The following is an 18620-nucleotide window of genomic DNA, read 5'->3' as shown; positions in this document are numbered from 1 at the left end:
GTCATGGGTCATGGAGGATTCCAAAAAGGGGGGGGTTTGGGGGGGTTTGGGGGGTTATGGGGTACATTACATCGTAATATAGGGATTATACGAATTCGTGCATTGGGAATCCTCCATCATATCTATTCAAATGTTAAGTAATTGTCTTTTTTAACTTACTACACTGTAGTAACTTCTTTCAAGATGTTCGTTTTTATTTCCTGTCCATCTCTTATGGTGCTATGATAACAAATTCATTCAAATTTGTAAATATTGCATAATAAATAAAGTTTTCCGGGTTTTATGGTTCTTTTTGCACAAATTTTACTATATATGATAGCTTTATGAATATTTTGACGGATTTTGCCTATCTCATTTTGTCAAATTTACTATTTCTTTACTCAAACAGCCAAATTCAATCAAATAAAATTTGATTTGCGTGCGATACTTTTCGACATTTTACGATTTTTTACAGCAGCAAAAATTTGAAAATATTGTGAAAAATGCCATTTTTTGTTCAGAATACTTTTTTATATCGCGAAGCTTTATATTTTCTTCTTAAAAAATAAAATCCGGAATGTAACAATACCTAATTTCTCCGTCAGATATAAAGAAAAAGGAGCTCAAAACTGAACTCCTCATCTTTCGAAAAAAATACTATGCAAATATATAACGTCTGTCACAATCTTACTGACCCCGTATTCGGAATCCTCTTCTATCGCGCCAGACGCTTTACACAATATATACGTTTGTATAGATTTTGTCAAGAATATTTCAAAAAAGTTAAGGTTTCTTTCCCCCCTTTACAAATTGTTCCAATAATCCTATCATTCTACATAGATTGAAAGAACACAACACAGCCGCGCAGGAGGAAAACCACATGAATACAGATGCATTATTACAGGGACGATTCAAGGATCTTGCAAATAAAGCCTATCAGAAGAATATCTATACCTTTACGAATTTTCTGTCTGCATCCGATCTGGATATTTTCTATTCTATCCTGCCGGACATCAACCATGTACCATATCAGATTTTCGGTGGCCGGGAAGGATGTGACCGTGTTATGATCCGCTTTGGATCAGAGGATATGACCGGATATGAACTTTCATTTCCGATCACCATACTTCAGATCACACCATTACTGGACAAATTTTCAGACGAGCTGACTCACCGCGACGTTCTGGGTTCTCTGATGAACCTTGGTATTGAACGTGAAATGACCGGTGACATTGTTATGAAAGAATCCTCCAGAAGCGGAAAACGAAATACCGCTTATGTGTTCTGTGTATCTTCGATCGCAGATTACATCACTGATAATCTTACCCGCATCAAACATACCAATGTCCGCTGTATCATCTGCCCGGATGATGACCTGCCGGATATTGTACCAACACTGGAAGAATTTCAGTGCATTGCTGCCTCAGAACGGATCGATGCTGCCATTGCTTCTATCACGAAGCTCTCCAGAAGCCAGACTGTCGCCCTGTTCCGTGAAAAAAAAGTATTTTTAAACAATCGCATTCTTGAAAATAACAGCTATAACCTGAAACCGGAGGATACTCTGTCCATCCGCGGATATGGCAAATTCATCTATAAAGGCTGTGGACATGAAACCCGGAAAGGCAGGATCTATCTGACATTTGAACGTTATGTCTGAATTAATACATACAAACAGTGCAGACCTGAAGCAGCTAAGCGAATCTCCCGATATGCTGCGCTTCCAGACCTGCACCATTTTTGACATCTTATAAATTTTCTGGTTTATTTTTTTATGTTGTCACTACCCTCCTTCCATTTTTGTTTATCGGAATCCCTTCATATATCCCGTAACATCACTATACAAAAAATCACCTGCGAAAAACCGTTGATGTAATAAATAGCATGTCTCAATGTAACTTTTGGTATTGCAATTCCAAAAAAGCACGCACTACATACTCAAACTCACTCTTTTTTATTTCAAATGTTCCATTATAAAACGCCACTACTTCCTGTACAATCTGAGGCCCAGACCATGCGGGTTCCGCTCCACCTGCCCGTTACGCAATCCGGGTATTTGCTTTTCTGCCCCGCCGACAGGCCCGCTGATCTGTATGCTGTTTACCGTCATTTCCTTGATCGTATTCCTGCATACGATCATAAGATTGCTCCTGTCATATAAAATCTTGATCCCTATTTTTCCCCCACGAATCGTATATTTTACGGCATTGTCCAGTATATTTCCAAGCAGCATATTCAAATGATGGTCATTGATCGCAAGATCGATCGGCACTGATATCCATGTCGTGATCTCAATTCCCCGTTCGGATGCTTCCCGCTTTTTATAGGACAAAATTGCATCGATCAGAACATGCCCGGAAATCACCTCCTTTGCTACCACAACTGCCAGTGCCTTTTCATATTCCTGATGCAGCAGCTCATATTGACCATTTTCCAGATACACACATTCCAGCATATATTGCTTCTTCAGGTCATGACGAAATTTCCGAAATTCCTGCCAGACCTTTCCCAGAGAAAAACTATATGCCTTATACTGTTCTGCTTCCGCACGCATCGTCCGGACATTCACTTCCCGTATCTGTCCATTTCTTTCCTGACGATACAGGTTACTGGATAATATATTGACCGCATACAGAAGCAGTACAATGGTCGGAAAATGTTTTCCTCCACATGCCGTCCGAAAATGTGTAAACAATGCCAAAGTTATTACCGGAACACAAAATACCTCCACAAAATCTCCAAACGTCACCTTATACTGCAAGACCAGTAGTGGATCCGGACAAGTCTCATCCATATCGGGTGCACCGACATTTGCATGATGACTTCTCCACAGCATTCTCCACGCCAGAATATTCAATTTTATAAATACTAAAAGGATAATTCTTGAAATAGATACAGCAGATATCTGAAGCCTTATAAAAGTTTCTTTTCCAACATCAGCATGGCTTCCAACCATAATAAAATAACGATAAACAAGCTTTTCCGCAGCGATCATAAACACTGCCAGATAAATGCCTGTAACAGCCGCCTGTTTCCATGGATATTGAGATTTCCCGGCTATTTTCCTGCATTTTCCGGATATACAACCAGAACTTCCAAATAACCGGATTGTCCAGATATAAAAAAGATTAGATGCCAGCGACAGAATAGAACTCAAATGCCTGCTCCCCCGATCCAGTCCATATAATATTCCCGGACATATTTCTTATTGTCTCTGCTGATGGCAAGCTCCATCCCATTACTCATGATAACTTCTGAGTATCGAAGCTCCCTGATATGACTGGTATTGACCAGATAGGATTTGTGGATCCGGACAAAATGCTGCTGGTGCTCCTCCAGATATTTTTCCAGATTCTCAAGTTTATCATAAAATTCAAATATTCCGGAGACACAAACAGCCGTGATCACCCGGCGGTTACTCTCCAGATAAATAATATCTCCAATGTTAATAGCGTAATACGTGCGATTATAATAGAATGGAAGAATTTCCATATTGTTTCTGACATGACATATAATTCTGTCAAGCAAAGGAAGAAAGGTCTGTTCATTTACCGGTTTATCTAAAAACTGAAATGGCTGGACATCAAAGGCCGCCCGATAATATTCACTGTACCCGGACACAAATACAAGAAGCATAGATGGATACTGTTTCCGAAGCTGTACTGCCACCCGGATCCCATTCATCTCCGTCAGCTCAATATCCAGAAATACGATCTGATACATCCCGCTCTGGTCGATCTCCATCAGCAGCTCCTCGCCACTGCAAAATGTATCAATCTGAAAATTGAAATTACAGTTTCTCATATACGTTGCTGTCATCTGACTGATCTCGTCCAGAACATGCTGCTCATCATCACAAACCGCAATCCGAATCATAATATTCCCCCCCATAATATAATTTGTACTTATTTCATCATTGCTGTAAGTTTATCAAGCATATATAACAACTGTTCTGTTTTCTCAGCCCCAAATCTCTGATATGAGATATGTTTTTTCTTCTCGTCATCCCCAATTTCATAATCCATATACAAACTGTCCTGAAGAACATAATCAGCAGATATCTCCAACGTATTGATCAATGCAACAAAACAATCCAGTGACATATCTGCCTTACCTGTTTCGATCCTGCTGATATATTTATCACTGAGTTCAGTCAATTCTCCCAACTGTTGCTGGGTAAGACCTTTTTTCTTTCTTGCTTCTTTCAACCGTTGTCCTAGAAACGTTCTGTTAATCTTCACTAATCTCTCTCCATATTGCTTTCCGGATTAATATGCTTCAACCTTCTCTTTTGTATTCTGTCAAAATTTGTCTTTTTATAGAACAAACCAACGAAGCATTTTCTAACCAACAGTAGAATTTCTAAATTGTTTTTTGCGCAGAGCGTTTTTTCTTTTCATTCTTTTTTCTGCATACAAAAACAGTGCCTGACCGATACAACCATTTCCACGAATCCACCGTGAATCTGACAGTATTAAAACCAGGCACTGTTTTTATTTTTATATGTTTGTCTTTCCTGTAAATTTATAAGATATACCGTTTACAGACTTTCTGCACGTTGTCTGATATTCTTCTTGAAATTGATCACCTTATGATCGTATTCCTGATCCATGTATTTGGAATTGATCATAAAATCTGCAGTCGACTTGTTATTTGCAATTGGAATATCATACACCTGCGCGATACGAAGCAGCGCTTTTACATCCGGATCATGTGGTTGTGCTGTCAGAGGATCCGAAAAGAAGATCACCATGTCGATTCTGCCCTCTACGATCTTGGCACCGATCTGCTGATCACCGCCTAATGGTCCGCTGTTGTAACCTCGCACCGGCAGTCCTGTCTTATCTGCGATCATCCGGGCTGTTGTTCCGGTTCCGCAGAGAAAATGATTTTTCAGTATGTCCTTATTATCATTACACCACTCGATCATCTCAGCCTTTTTGCTGTCATGTGCGATCAGTGCAATATTCTTCTGTTTCTCAATCGTAAGTGTCACAAAATCATCTGTCATATTAGGTCTCCTTTCTGTCAAAACCTGCTTACCTTATAAGAATTACCACGACATTTCTGCCAGTGGACATTTCTGCAAGCCTTTATTATTTTGTTATACCAAGCTTATGTGCTTCATCCGCAACTGCCTTGGCAACCACCTTTGCTACTCTGTCATCAAAGGCACCCGGAATAATATATTCTTCATTTAATTCTTCATCGGTTACAATTGATGCGATTGCTTTTGCTGCTGCCATCTTCATTTCCTCTGTAATTCCTGTAGCCTTTGCATCCAGTGCGCCACGGAAGATGCCAGGGAAAACCAGAACATTGTTGATCTGATTTGGATAGTCAGAACGTCCAGTCGCCATAACACGAACGCCGCCCTTCTTTGCTTCCTCGGGCATGATCTCCGGTGTCGGATTCGCCATAGCAAATACGATAGGATCGGCTGCCATGGATGCTACCATCTCTGCCGTTACGATATTCGGTGCTGATACTCCAATAAATACATCCTTCCCCTTCATGATCTCTGCAAGATTTCCGGTCTGTCTGTCTTTATTTGTGATCTCTGCCATATCTGCCTGTGCCGGATTCATCCAGTCCTGACCCGGACAGAGTGCACCCTGCTTGTCAACCAGAACTACATTTCCGATGCCAAGCTGAAGAAGCAGCTTACAGATAGAGATACCGGCTGAGCCTGCACCATTGATTACAACATTTGCCTTATCAAAATCTTTACCTACCAACCTCAGTGCATTGATCAGACCTGCGGATACAACAATAGCTGTTCCGTGCTGGTCATCATGGAATACAGGGATGTCCAGTTCTTCCTTCAATCTTCTCTCAATCTCAAAACATCTTGGTGCTGATATATCCTCCAGATTGATACCGCCAAATACAGGAGCGATTCGTTTTACGGTTTCTACAATCTCATCTACATCCTTTGTATCAAGACAAATAGGGAATGCATCTACTCCGCCAAATTCTTTAAACAGGATAGCTTTTCCTTCCATAACAGGAATCGCAGCCTCTGGTCCGATATCGCCAAGTCCGAGAACTGCAGTTCCATCGGAAACAACCGCTACCATATTGCCCTTACATGTATATTTATATACATCAGCCTTATTGTCACGGATCTTTCTGCATGGCTCTGCAACACCCGGTGTATATGCTGTACTTAGATCATCTCTGTCCTTGATCTTTACCTTTGAAATGACCTCAACCTTTCCTTTATTTTCTTCATGCATCTTTAAGCTCAGGCTATTGTAATCCATTTGTATACATTCTCCTTTTAATCTCTCATTATTTTCTTATGCCAGACTGCTTGACTGCCCGCATTTCTGCATGCTTCTGTTCATGCATATATTCTGTTTATACGGAATATAATATATAGATATAATAGCACAAACAAGCAGTCTGCATCAATGAATCCTGCTAATTATTATGGTAAAAATATAATTCTATTTTTAAATACAAAACTGCTTCTGCGCTTTATGAAAATCTTACAAGGAGAATCATTCTTATGTATCATTCCGGCAAATATAACTTTTTTATCTGGGGTATCTTTTCTTCGATCTGTATTGTCATTCTCGGAAGTATCTGGCATTTTCTTTATGATATTCTTGGAAAAAACAGCCTCATTGCCTGGTGTGCTCCGATCAATGAAAGTATCTGGGAGCATCTGAAGCTTACCCTGTTTCCGACTCTGATCGTCATGTTGATTCTTTATGCACTGCACTACATTCCCGATCAGCCTTCTATTCATAAAGTTATCCTGATGATCTCAACCGGTATCTGTATCGCCAATCTTATCATTGTAAGCATCTACTATGTCTTATCCGGCGGCTTCGATCGTACCAGCATGGCGATCGACTTGACCGCCTATGGAATCGGTATTCTTGCCGGGCAGTTCTTAAGTGCCATACATCTGCTGCCACTTCATCGGATCCCCAAATGGATATATGCCATCGGCTATATATTCCTGATCGTCCTTATCATAATTACGGCTGTATTCTCTTATAATATCCCGGATTTTCCAATCTTTGTTCCATCCGATCAGACGGTATGAAAAAAAAGGAGACAGTCACCCCACCTGCTATGGGTTGACTGTCTCCTTTTTAATTAATGCTGCTTAACTTCCGTTTTTACTCTGTAGATAGCTTTCTGAAATGCAATAATGTTATTCATACCATATTTTTTTACGCTAAGTCTGATGCGTCCACCTGCATATTCGATCACTAGCCATTTCTTGATCAAAACAAGGAATGTGATCAGGAATATAATTGCAACAATGATACCACTTGCCAATATACTGCCATCATCGGCTGATGAAGCTCCTATGATCGAACCGATCAGAATCAGTATCGCAACGATCAGAATGGAATATGGCTTGTTATCTGTTATCTTTGTACCGGTAATATCTGCTGCATCTACAATCTCTCTTGTAGATATCCGGTTGATCAGTCCTTCCCGGTGATTGTAATATAATCGTTCATCTGTAAGTACTGCCTGCTCATTTTTTAACCCCTCACCCGAAATCAGATTCAGAACCATGCCATTGCTTAATGTTGCAACCGGCGTTTCACCTTTTTCAACGAATACCTCGTCAAATACATCTCCGGATACCTGACTATTGTAATAATTGTTCTCCGACGATGTCGTCTGCTGTGACGTCTGCGTATAATAATTTGTATTATATGGATTTGCCTGTGCATTGTTATAATAGGCATTCTGCTGATAGTATGCATTATTCTGTGCATTCGTATCATATGCTCCATATGTATAGCCCTGCTGTGCTCCATACACATTCTGTGCTGCAGCTGTATTCGGCTGCGTCTGTGTCGCTGTTGCCGTGTTCTGTGTCTGTCCGGTCGTTTCCTGAACATTATTGTTTTCATTTGTAGCCATTTTCTCGTCTCCTCTTCTTTGTAATAAAATGTCCTTATGCAGGTCTTTCAGCTTTCGCTTTCTCTAATATTTAATATAGTCGTTTGCAAAAACAAACGCAAGCGGCTACACTGTTTATTTTGCAAAATCCACTTACAAATTTTCTGCCGCTATTTATATGACAGATCATGTGAACTAAAAGTTTTAAAATATTTGAAACCGGATCAATTTAAATACATACAAAAACCCAGATGCATAAGCACCTGGGTCTTTGTATGTATTTAATTTTAGATTATTGTCGAAGTATTCTGTAAATATTCGAGGTTTCCACACCCGCCATATAAAACGCCATTTTATATAAAATCTATAAATAAATTCTACTGAAGGATGAGCAATTATGTATGCTCCCGATGCAACTGCATCATTCAAATTTTAGATGTATGGTACAATATTTCAAAAGATGTGAAATGTTATACCGCAATGGTACATATTATATAAACTCCTGCTTATAACGAATCTAAACAAGTGGCATCTGTAACAGTCACTGCCTGAACAGATACTATGTTGTACCAATCCTTCCAACAACTTCTAAGCGTCTATGTGATATAGCCTAATGCCCTTGAAACACTACCTATATCTTGTGTTTTGAACAATCCTAGCAGAACATAATCGGTAATCTAATACCTACGTCCCGATACTTCAATCTATGCCGAACCGGCATCTGTGTGGGGACTTGTTTCAAGTTATATCGATAAGGCATCCCGTGTGGAAACAACTTCCCAATCATGTATGCTGCTATGATAAAACTGTTCTTCAATTGTATCCAACGGAATCTCCTCCTTCCTTGAACTTCTGGAAAACACCTTTTACTTTTGACCAGTTTCCGTGTACCGGACCTCGATCTGTTTATCCAGGTGGCATCTGTTTGATGACCGTTCTTTAATGTATCTTTATTATATGTGATAATACCCATTTTGTCAACATTATTTTTTGACAATTTAATCATTTTATTGTATTTATTTTGTCTTTTTTCATTCAAATGTTGTATTGTAGTATTAATTGTGTATATTTTTTAAACAATTATAATTCCATAAAAATTAAGTTGACTTTTCCCCTGTGCAGTGCTAGACTTTTAGAAAAATCAAAGGCTATGACAGGAAGGAGTACTTAAGCAAGTGTTACTTCAGAGAGCAGGCGGCTGGTGTGAGCCTGTAGAACATCTTAAGGAAGCAGTCCCCGAGCTGTGATTGCGAAATAGGTTTTAGATTAGCAGTCAACGGAAGGTTCCACGTTACAGGAACAACGGTTAAGAGATCTGGCCGTACAGAGTGCAGGAAGTTTTTCCTGAAGTTAGGTGGTAACACGGACTATAAAAATAATAAGTTCGCCCTAAGCAAAATTTATTTGCTTGGGCTTTTTTATTGTCATCTTATAAAGTCCGGCAAATTCCCATAACAACAGTTTCCTGTACAAGAATGGATTCTTAAGGTTGCTTAACTTCCGGTTTTGGGAGCCGGATAAATTCTTATAAAGAGAGGTATATCGCATGAGAACATACGAAAAATCAACGAAACTCGATAACGTTTGTTATGACATAAGAGGTCCTGTTATGGACGAAGCAAACCGCATGCAGGCAGCGGGCATTGATGTTCTGAAACTGAATATCGGAAACCCTGCACCATTTGGTTTTCACGCACCGGATGAAGTCATCAAAGACATGTCTTACAATCTGAGAGACACCGAAGGATATTCCGATTCCAAGGGCTTATTCTCCGCAAGAAAGGCTATCATGCAGTATTGCCAGTTAAAGCATATTCCAAATGTCGGAATTGACGATATCTATACCGGAAATGGTGTAAGTGAACTGATCACCATGTCTATGCAGGGACTTTTAAATAATGGAGATGAGATTCTGGTTCCTTCTCCTGATTACCCATTATGGACAGCTTCTGTCACACTGGCAGGCGGTACTGCTGTTCACTATATTTGTGATGAACAGAGTGACTGGTATCCGGATATCGATGATATGAGAAGTAAGATCACTCCAAATACAAAGGGTATCGTCGTGATCAATCCAAATAACCCAACAGGTGCCTTATATCCAAAGGAGATTCTGGAACAGATTGTTGATCTTGCAAGAGAATTCGATTTGATCCTGTTTGCAGATGAAATCTACGACAGACTGGTTATGGATGGCAGAAAGCATGTTGCACTCGCATCTCTGGCACCGGATGTGTTCACGATCAGCTTCAACGGTCTGTCCAAATCCCATCGTGTAGCCGGTTACCGTATCGGCTGGATGTGTCTATGCGGCAGAAAGGATCATGTAAAAGGCTACATCGAAGGTCTGAATCTTCTGTCTTCAATGCGTCTTTGTTCAAATGTTCCTGCACAGAGTATCGTTCAGACTTCTCTGGGCGGTTATCAGAGTGCCGATGAACTCCTGCTTCCGGGCGGACGAATCTACGAACAGCGTGAATATATCTACAATGCCCTTTGTGACATTCCCGGTGTATCCGTTGTGAAACCAAAAGCTTCTTTCTACATATTCCCGAAACTGGATCAGGAGAAGTTCCATATCAAGGATGATGAGAAGTTTGCCTTGATCTTCTCCGTGAGAAGAAGATCCTGATCACCTGTGGTACCGGCTTCAACTGTACAGACCCGGATCATTTCCGTATCGTATATCTGCCAAATATCGTGCAGCTTAAAACCGCTATGGGAAGAATTGCTGATTTCTTAAGCTACTACCACCAGTAAATCAAAAAAAGATTAAACCGCCTCCAGCCCTCATAAATAAAGGGCTGGAGGCGGTTTTTATCAACACGTTTTGTCCTATAGATCTATCTTAATTTATGAAACAATAAACACATCACTATAGTATTGTTCTGCTTGCTCCCTGGTCAGATCATATCGTTTCATTATTCTTTCAATGGTTTCCTTCTGATCAAGTCCACATTCATCATAAGTTTCAATCGCTTCATAAATTCCTTCTCTACGTACAAAAGCTGCAAATTCATCTTTCATATAACCATCCTCCTTTATACTGTTCTTCACATGTGTAAATTTGTTATAAGTATTTGGAAATTTATCCTTATCAGCGACTGTTAATTGCTTTTTTTGAAATAAAGTCATTAAATCCGATATCTTACTTCCATCCTTTATTTCAGTATTTACATAAATTTCTGTCAGTCCATTATCAACAACGCTTCCCGTTTCCAGAATTGTATTCTGAGCATGATATATCGTTCGTCCCTTTCTGAAAATATCAAATTCAGAAATATATATAATACATAATGTCTGAACATGATCAAACGAATCGCCTGGCTCTGAATTATTTGCTGTTATTACAGACGCATGAAACCGAACCCTTTTCACATGATTACAATTCATAGATCGTTGTATTTCTATATTAAATACATTATCTTCTTCTCCTATAACATATGCATCCATTCGAATTGAACGGCCCGCAAGATTGCGGATACTTTTTTGAGCAATCAAAGAATCTGGTTTAATTTTGAGTTCAGCATTATTGAAAATTGTTTGAAGAAGTTCTTCTATAAAAAGAGGGTCTTCACACATAACCTCAAACATTGCATCATTCATAATTACCAGCGAAGAAATAAGTTCCTGTTTTTCACTGTCAGTATGTCTTTTCTTTTTTCTATTCATTATATTACGCTACCTTTTTCATGTCAAAACACATCTAATATTGTTATTTGACAAGTTTCTTCTTTCCGGCACCTATATTGTCGACAGATTCAGCATAACAGAAAAATAATCAAAAAAGACACTAATGTAATAAACAGCATGTCTCAATGTAACTTTCGGTAAATTTATGTAAAAATCTTTGATTATAACCACAAATAAAACAAATACCATTATATAAAGTCAAAGGTTGCCTGCTGGTAGGTGATGTCCTGATATTCCAGTTCCTCCTGCGAGGTCTTGCTGGTGTAATCGACAACAACCGTCTGCTGGCGGTTACCGACCATCTGCTGACCAAGAACGTAGTTCACATCAAATTTGCCGGTGATCGCCGGAGTTGCGCCACGGGCAGGAACGATCAACTGCACATGATTAGCTGCAAGCATGGCAAAGATCGGCTCCCAGATATATACATCCTTTGCCGCGCCAAATGGGTTATCAATAAAGATCGTCTTTGTAGAGATCTCACCCTCCGCGCCATAAGAATACATACCTGCAATATAATTGATGATCGCAACCAGGAACTGAATGTAGATACCCTGTGACTGTCCGGTACTACCAACCGCTTCTTCATAACGAAGATACCGGCTCTGCTCCTTGATACGCTCTCTCTTATATAGTTTCAGCTTGATCGCATTCATGTCTGTGACCATTACGCCAAATAACCGCTTCAATGCAAGACAGTCACGGATATAACGGACACGCTTCCTCTCATCCTCATAGGCATCTGCGCCCTTTACGATATCGTCAATATAATCAGACATACGCTGTGCAAGGAATTCTTCTTTCACATATGGGATCGTCAGATCAACCATACGGATGACTTCTTCTCCAACGGTGATCTTCGATAATTTTGGAAGCTTCTCAAGCTCGGTCTTTACATCCATACAACGCTGTAAACACTGACTGCAAAAATTCTCCTTGATCGCAACCATATCTTCGATTCCTTTTTCCACTCTTTCCTTTTCCAGATCGATATAGGAAATGATCTGTAACAGGCTTTCAAGTAACGCCTTTGCATCATAGTAGTTTTCAGGTATGATGACATCTCTGCGGATCGTTTCTGCCATCTCGAATACACCCATTTCACTGAGTGCTTCCGCTGTCTGTCCCTTGAACCGCATCAGTTCATTTCTTGTCTTTTCCAAATTCTTGCGACTTCTGTCATATCGTAACAAACTGGTCTCAAATGCCTGTCGCAGCTCCTCTTTTCCGGCTTCTAACAGCTTACCATTTTCTACATTGATGTCATTTGTATCTACGATACGTTTTACATCTTTATAAAGCTCGATCATATAGCCCTGCTCTTTGTTACAGGTCTCATATTTCTCTGCTGTCTTCTTATAACTCTGTTCCAGCTCGGCAAGGATCTGATCGCCCTGTGCGATCGCCTGCTCTGCTTCACTTAAAGAAATCTGTTCTTCTACATATGCATCTTCACCATAAGTCTTTTTCAGACTGGCAACCGCATATTCGATATTTCCTTCCAATCTGCCGGAAGCCTTTGATACATTCTTCAGTTCTTCCGCCATGGATGCTGATACCAGTTCCAGACGCATCAATTCATCAGAAAGTGCCTGTAACTGCTGTTCAGATGTGGTAAATAACTGTGTCTGTGCTTCCAGATCCGAGAGTTTCACGCCACGCTTCTCGATCGTATGCAGGATACGATCCATTGACTGTGACAATGCCTGAACCAACTTCTTCTTATCCTCTACATCCGGTGCATTTTTATTTGCTACTGCATACATCGCCATAAATTCTGTCTCCAGCACTTCATCAGAGATCGTAAGGATCTCGATATCCCGTCTGGATACATCTTCCGTTTCCTGTCCAAGTGCCACCTGAATCTTCTGCTTTGGATCCAGTGACACATCCACTTTGCCATCCTCCAGGTAATAAGGTTTGAAGTAATTCTGCCATTTATCCTGTATATCCTGAATACTGTTTGCGATCGCAAGCATCCGTGCCTCCGTCTCGCTCACAGTTGTATTCCATCTGACTGCATCCCGCTTCAGCTCCTCGATCTGTCCGGTGATCCGCTGTTCTTTCTGAACATTCTCCGTATAACGGGATTCTTCCTCAACTGTCAGATCAGAAAGCTCCTTAATACGAAGCAGGATTGATTTGTCTTCCTCCAGCTCATGCAGCTTTTCTTTTACGGATGCCTCATCTTCTTTCTGCTGGGTGATCCGGCTTGTCCGTTCTGTTATACGATCCTGAAGCTCACGGACCTCATCCTTTTTATTTAACAGATCCTGATTCAGCTTTCGTTCGATATCTGCCGCATCCAGGTGCCTCTCATCTGCCAGATGACTGACAAATGCCAGATCTTCCCGGTAGGTCGCAAGCTTCTCATCGATCATGGATATCTCATCCTCAAGGCCACGGATCTGGATCGTCAGTTCTTCCTTTAACGATTTCAGAATCTCATCATCTGTAAAATATTCTCCTTTTCTGCAGACCATAACGGCATTTTCGTTTATGGTAACTGCCTTTTCAGACAGGTCATCCATATCGTAGATCAAAACCATTTCATTGTCTGTCTGAATCGAATCCAGATTGATATCCTCTGCAATATCAGCGAAATTCTTCACGACTACTCCATACGGAAGTGCCCCGTTTTTCTTCAAGATCTCCGTCCGCTGCTCCGGCTTAAGTGCTGCCAGATAATCAGCTCCGTGCATCGCCATATGTCCATGTCTGGTCACGATATAATCAATAACTGCCGATGCTCCTGCACTTGGTCCGAATAAACGTCCGGATTCCAGATATTTGCGTCTTGCAAGCTGTCGGTCAATCTCCTGTTTTCTGATGACCGTCTCGGTCAGCGTTCCTGTGATCCTTGCATTGATCGCATCTATGATTTCTTCTGCTTTCTCTACACTATATACCGCCATAATGCTTTCTAACTTCTTAGCTGCCTGACGATATTCCTCTGCATCCAGATGGCTTGTCTCATATTCTTTTTCCAGTGTTTCCAGACTGTTTTCCGCAAGTGACAACCGGTAACGGTCTTCAAATACCTGCTCCTGATCTTCCCGTATGCTCTCTGCAAGTGCCTGTAAGGATGCCTCAAATTCTGCTGCCTTTTCTTCGGATGCTTCGATCACGTTTGCCGCATCCGACACAACAAGCAGGGCAACCTGTGAGGTCAGCTCGGATATCTTGTTATTTAAGGACTGTAATTTGTCCGAAGCCGCTTTCCGATTATCCCCGGATACAGCCAGATCGATCTCGCCCTCTTTGATACATTTCATGCAGTAATCAGCCTCTTTCACTGCATACTCATGCGACTGTTCGACCTCTTCCTTTGCCAGAAGAAGCTCTTTCAAACGCGCATCATCCCGAAGCTTTCTGTTATAGGCATAGACCGTCATTTTCTCACGGTCTGCCCCGGTATTCTGTAAGATATGATCGATGATCTTCTGATTCTCGGATAACTGTTTTCTGTCTTCCAGATAACCCAGATAATCATTGATACTTTCTTTCATATTCATATCCTGCTTTAATGCCGATACCTGTCGTTCATTTTCAGCAAGATTTGCATTTAACTGTTCTGACTTATCCCGGAGCTCCTGCAGACGGAAACCATCTCTGGTGATCTTCAGATTCTCCAACCGCTTCTTCTGGCTTTCCTTCTGTTCAAATGCAGTCTGTTTTGCCACAAGCATTTCTTCCAGATGTTCATTTTCTCTCGATGTCAGTTCTTTTCCCGTCACATAGATATCCGCAAGCTGCCTTATGATATCTTCGTGTGCCTCGTACTGGTTAATACAGGAATTGACCTTTGCCTGCAGGACATTGATCAGCTCGATCTGATGATCGAAGTTCGCGATATCCCGTTTCTTCTGTGCCAGCACGTTCAATTTATCCTTAATATCAAGCAGCGTTTCTGCCATCGTGCTCTCATCCCCATCCCTACCGGTACGGGTCAGAAATGCTTTCTCTATGATCTCCTCGATCAGCAGATCTTCTACTACTTTTCTGGTCGTCTTATAATTCGTCTCAAAATAAGTACGGACATGACCCTCTGTCTTATTGATTCCACGGATGATCTCCCAGTGGCTCTCATGCAGACCATATTCGCTGATGAACCGCTGGTACTCCCCTTTCCGCTCAAATAAGCGCACTTCAAGGCTCATATCCTTATGTCCAAGCTCCTTAATGTAGGATTTTAGACCACTGTATGTAATTCTTTCATTACCATTTGACAATGGAAGATTAATGATATCGTTCTTATTATAATCCCGATAGAAAATGCAGTAATTGAAATACTCGATCGCCGCCGTCTGTCCGTCCTGTGATGCTCCCTCGTCGGATTCCTTTGCTTTCCTGGCACAGAAGCCGGTCGTCATGTAGCGGTATCCATCCTTGATATCCGCGTCGTCTAATTTCCATTCGATCAGGGAATGAATAGTCGTATTGCCGCCACCATTCCGGAATAATTTCTCGATCGGCTGCTTATCATCTAACGTACAATTCGGTATCAGATTCTGAAGCAGAAGAAGCATCAGCACACTCTTTCCTCCACCGTTTGCAAGGTCATAAAGCGTGTTCTTGCCATACATACGCATCGAAAAATCATCGTACTGCTGTGTACCAAAGTTGTATTTTACATTATTTACCCGTATTCGGTTAATGCACGGCATCCTCTTCACCTCCAAGCAGCTGATACAGACGTCCCCTGTATTCTTCAAAATAATTCTCACATAACGCCTTGAACCGATCGGTCGGATAGTAGCGTTCTTCGTTCTCGACAAATAATTTCTGGCTGACCATAAAGTTAAATGTCAGCTTCACATAACCGGATTTGGATGCCTTTGACGCCTTCGTCTTTTCTCCGTCATAGACTGCATGACTGACTGCCGGAAGCTCATCCCACAGCAGCCCAACCGCTTTAAAGCTCTCTGCCCCGACATCCTCTGCGGAAAATACAGACAACCGCTTCGTCACATCTGCCAGATATTTGTCCGCCTCTTCGATCACCTTTTCCGGCTTGATAAATTCACGGAACTGATAGCTTCCGGAATCTTTATAAAAATACAGCAGGATCACATACATGAGGAAATAGCACAGGAACAATTCTTTATTCAGCCGCAGTCCAAGTATGCGCTTCATATCGTCATTTGTATAACCAAATACCCGGTTGCCTTCACCCGGAGTGATATAAAGTGCTTCGTTGTATTCGTAAATACTCAGATTCAGTTTCTTTAACAGATTGCCTACAATCTCGTAGACCTCTGCATTTCCATAATAATCTTCGTACAGAGCACTGTTTTCTCTGCTTGCTTTCGCGATCGTTTCGCCCTGTATCAGTCTGGCGTAGATCTCAATCGCCTTATCCAAATTTCTGCTGTCCATCTTTTTTCCTCACATGTATTTTTATTGCAATTCAAATATTATGTTCGTAACATACATATCTGCTCCAACCGGGATCTCCTCAGTGCTGTCAAAGGTCAGCGTGAAGCGCATATCTTTGTATGGCTCAAATGAGATATCCGGAGCATAAGCATCTTCCGAATAAATATCCGGTACGCTTACAGTTGAAATGCTGTCGGCTGTAGCCTGTGGTATCTGCTGCTCTCCGATGCTGTCCCGCACCTTCTGATATTCCCGAATACTGTCAACTACCAGCTTTTCAAGCATGGTATCCTGCTTCTTTAACATCCGGCTGATATCATATTCCTTCTTCTGTGCCAGATGGGTAAGGAATGCGTAATAATCGGCATTCTCATAGATTTCTTTTCCAAATCGTATCTCTAGGAATCCGTTGAATTCTTTCAGGCTGAGCTTCTTCCAGCGGGCAAGCACATCCATCAGTTCAAAGAATAACTTGCCATAGTTTCTGCCGGAGCGTTCTTCTTCAATCTCGTCCTCGTAACGGAAGTTCGCATTTACATCTTCTTTCTTTGCTGTCACCATCTTCGCCTCATCCTCTGATTTGAGCGTAAGAAGATTGTCGATCGATGTCATCGAGAACGACTTCGTGATCGCCGGTGCAAATAAAGGAGCAAGAATCATGCCCATCTTATCCGGCCGATCCTCCCTGATCATCTTCTGTAATTCCTTTTCAAAATCAAATACCGGACGCAGACGCTTTAACTTCGCCTTCTGAATAATGTTGTCCGATATATTCTGTAATTCCATGGTGCTGTTGATCAGATTTCCATGCTTTAATATGGTCTTCTTCAATTCCAGCTCCAACTGACTGATCTCATCCAACAACGTAGAACCTTTTGTCAGATGGTCAAAGTTCGCTTTCGCAACTGCCTTATCGACCAGTGCCTTGTTCTTCGCAAATAATTTCTGTTCCTCGGAAAACCATTTGCCAACCGTCTTCATATATTTCTCATAAGCTTCTGCCCCAGCAAATACATCGTAAGAAAGCAGATCTACAATATCGTCTTTTTCTCTTACAAGCCGGTTCACTTCGCTGTTGATCCGCTTGACAACCTCGATACCTCCCTTGAAATTCTCTCCGGTGATCATCTTCTCAAGCAAAACCTGTTCTACATTGATCTTGCTCTCGTCCTTGATCTCCTTGGTATCAAGATAGAATTCTATTCCATCCGCAGTTATGTAATAGAGCACTTTTCCATCCGTGATCCGGCTGTCGATCAGTCTGACACGCCCGGTCTTCTTCTGCTTCTTACCCGGATCGTAAAATGTAAATTCAAATGCTTTTCCATCATTTCTGATCTTGTCAAATATATATAAGATCAGGTCTGCCATATCCTCGTCCTCGATCTCAATATCGAAATCACGGATCAGTAGCTCTTTTATAAATGCTTCACACTGGGGATATGTGATGTCCCTCTCGTTGAAGTTGTTTTCCTCAATAAAAAAACGCAGTACCGCCATGGTGATATATCCCATATCCAGACTGTTATATCGTCCATCCCTGTACTGTGTAAATGCAGTTTCCGATAACACAAAAAACGGGTAGTATTTTCTTAAGTTATACATTCTCGCATTATGTTCTTCGATTATGTCATTGATCATCACGTACTGCTTTGCCACTGTTTCTACTCCCTGTTTTGTGTGCTTTATTT

Annotated in this window: 12 protein-coding genes, 1 pseudogene and 1 other annotated feature; of the genes and pseudogenes, 3 read left to right on the top strand and 10 right to left on the bottom strand. The window is 41.1% G+C overall.

From position 1 onward, the window contains the following. Positions 1 to 859 precede the first annotated feature (859 nt). A complete protein-coding gene (locus tag DXA07_RS01800; protein WP_118483088.1) occupies positions 860 to 1639 on the top strand; it encodes a YlmH/Sll1252 family protein in 780 nt (259 codons plus the stop codon). Between the two features lie 324 nt (positions 1640 to 1963). Here DXA07_RS01800 and DXA07_RS01795 read toward each other — a convergent pair whose 3' ends face one another. The 5 genes from DXA07_RS01795 to DXA07_RS01775 form a co-directional block, all read right to left on the bottom strand. After that, complete coding sequence (locus tag DXA07_RS01795) at positions 1964 to 3136, bottom strand: GHKL domain-containing protein (protein ID WP_118483086.1); 1173 nt, start codon at positions 3134 to 3136, stop codon at positions 1964 to 1966. Further along, complete coding sequence (locus tag DXA07_RS01790) at positions 3133 to 3855, bottom strand: LytTR family DNA-binding domain-containing protein (protein ID WP_173784027.1); 723 nt, start codon at positions 3853 to 3855, stop codon at positions 3133 to 3135. The genes DXA07_RS01795 and DXA07_RS01790 overlap by 4 nt, the downstream gene beginning before the upstream one ends. A 29-nt stretch (positions 3856 to 3884) precedes the next feature. Further along, positions 3885 to 4220 (bottom strand): helix-turn-helix transcriptional regulator, encoded by a 336-nt coding sequence (locus tag DXA07_RS01785; protein ID WP_021944672.1) that lies wholly within the window; start codon positions 4218 to 4220, stop codon positions 3885 to 3887. Between the two features lie 299 nt (positions 4221 to 4519). After that, entirely contained in the window at positions 4520 to 4990 is a 471-nt protein-coding gene (locus DXA07_RS01780; RefSeq protein ID WP_021944671.1) for a methylglyoxal synthase, read from the bottom strand. Between the two features lie 85 nt (positions 4991 to 5075). Next, entirely contained in the window at positions 5076 to 6245 is a 1170-nt protein-coding gene (locus DXA07_RS01775; protein ID WP_117808079.1) for an NADP-dependent malic enzyme, read from the bottom strand. 248 nt (positions 6246 to 6493) lie between these two features. Between DXA07_RS01775 and DXA07_RS01770 the strand changes: the two genes are divergently transcribed. Then, positions 6494 to 7039: a DUF6512 family protein gene (locus tag DXA07_RS01770; RefSeq protein WP_117808078.1), complete on the top strand. Its 546-nt coding sequence runs from the start codon at positions 6494 to 6496 to the stop codon at positions 7037 to 7039. Positions 7040 to 7092: 53 nt separating this feature from the next. Here the strand turns inward: DXA07_RS01770 and DXA07_RS01765 are convergent, their stop codons facing one another. After that, positions 7093 to 7878 (bottom strand): hypothetical protein, encoded by a 786-nt coding sequence (locus DXA07_RS01765; protein WP_118483084.1) that lies wholly within the window; start codon positions 7876 to 7878, stop codon positions 7093 to 7095. A gap of 1120 nt (positions 7879 to 8998) precedes the next feature. After that, positions 8999 to 9252 (top strand) — a binding site (T-box leader). A 151-nt stretch (positions 9253 to 9403) separates the two neighbouring features. On the opposite strand from DXA07_RS01765, the pseudogene DXA07_RS01760 reads away from it, so the two are divergent. Then, positions 9404 to 10617, top strand: a pseudogene (locus DXA07_RS01760) (aminotransferase class I/II-fold pyridoxal phosphate-dependent enzyme). Positions 10618 to 10710: 93 nt separating this feature from the next. Here the strand turns inward: DXA07_RS01760 and DXA07_RS01755 are convergent. The 4 genes from DXA07_RS01755 to DXA07_RS01740 all read right to left on the bottom strand — a co-directional run bounded on the left by DXA07_RS01755 (position 10711) and on the right by DXA07_RS01740 (position 18588). Next, positions 10711 to 11529, bottom strand: coding sequence for a PD-(D/E)XK nuclease family transposase (locus tag DXA07_RS01755; protein WP_117808076.1), 819 nt, complete (start codon positions 11527 to 11529; stop codon positions 10711 to 10713). A gap of 209 nt (positions 11530 to 11738) precedes the next feature. Further along, positions 11739 to 16217: a hypothetical protein gene (locus DXA07_RS01750; RefSeq protein WP_118483082.1), complete on the bottom strand. Its 4479-nt coding sequence runs from the start codon at positions 16215 to 16217 to the stop codon at positions 11739 to 11741. Continuing rightward, positions 16204 to 16929 carry a DUF6063 family protein gene (locus DXA07_RS01745; protein ID WP_008402483.1) on the bottom strand — a complete coding sequence of 242 codons (726 nt, stop codon included), beginning with the start codon at positions 16927 to 16929 and terminating at the stop codon, positions 16204 to 16206. Before DXA07_RS01745 ends, DXA07_RS01750 begins: the two co-directional genes overlap by 14 nt. Positions 16930 to 16950: 21 nt before the next feature. Further along, the gene (locus tag DXA07_RS01740) at positions 16951 to 18588 is read right to left on the bottom strand and encodes a hypothetical protein (RefSeq protein WP_118483080.1); all 1638 of its coding nucleotides are present in this window, start codon (positions 18586 to 18588) and stop codon (positions 16951 to 16953) included. Positions 18589 to 18620 lie beyond the last annotated feature (32 nt).

It is taken from the genome of Clostridium sp. AM54-37XD, from assembly GCF_003478225.1.
Lineage (GTDB): Bacteria > Bacillota > Clostridia > Lachnospirales > Lachnospiraceae > Coprococcus > Coprococcus ammoniilyticus.
Note: the sequence above shows the minus strand (reverse complement) of the source record. Positions and strands in the feature narration are given on the sequence as shown.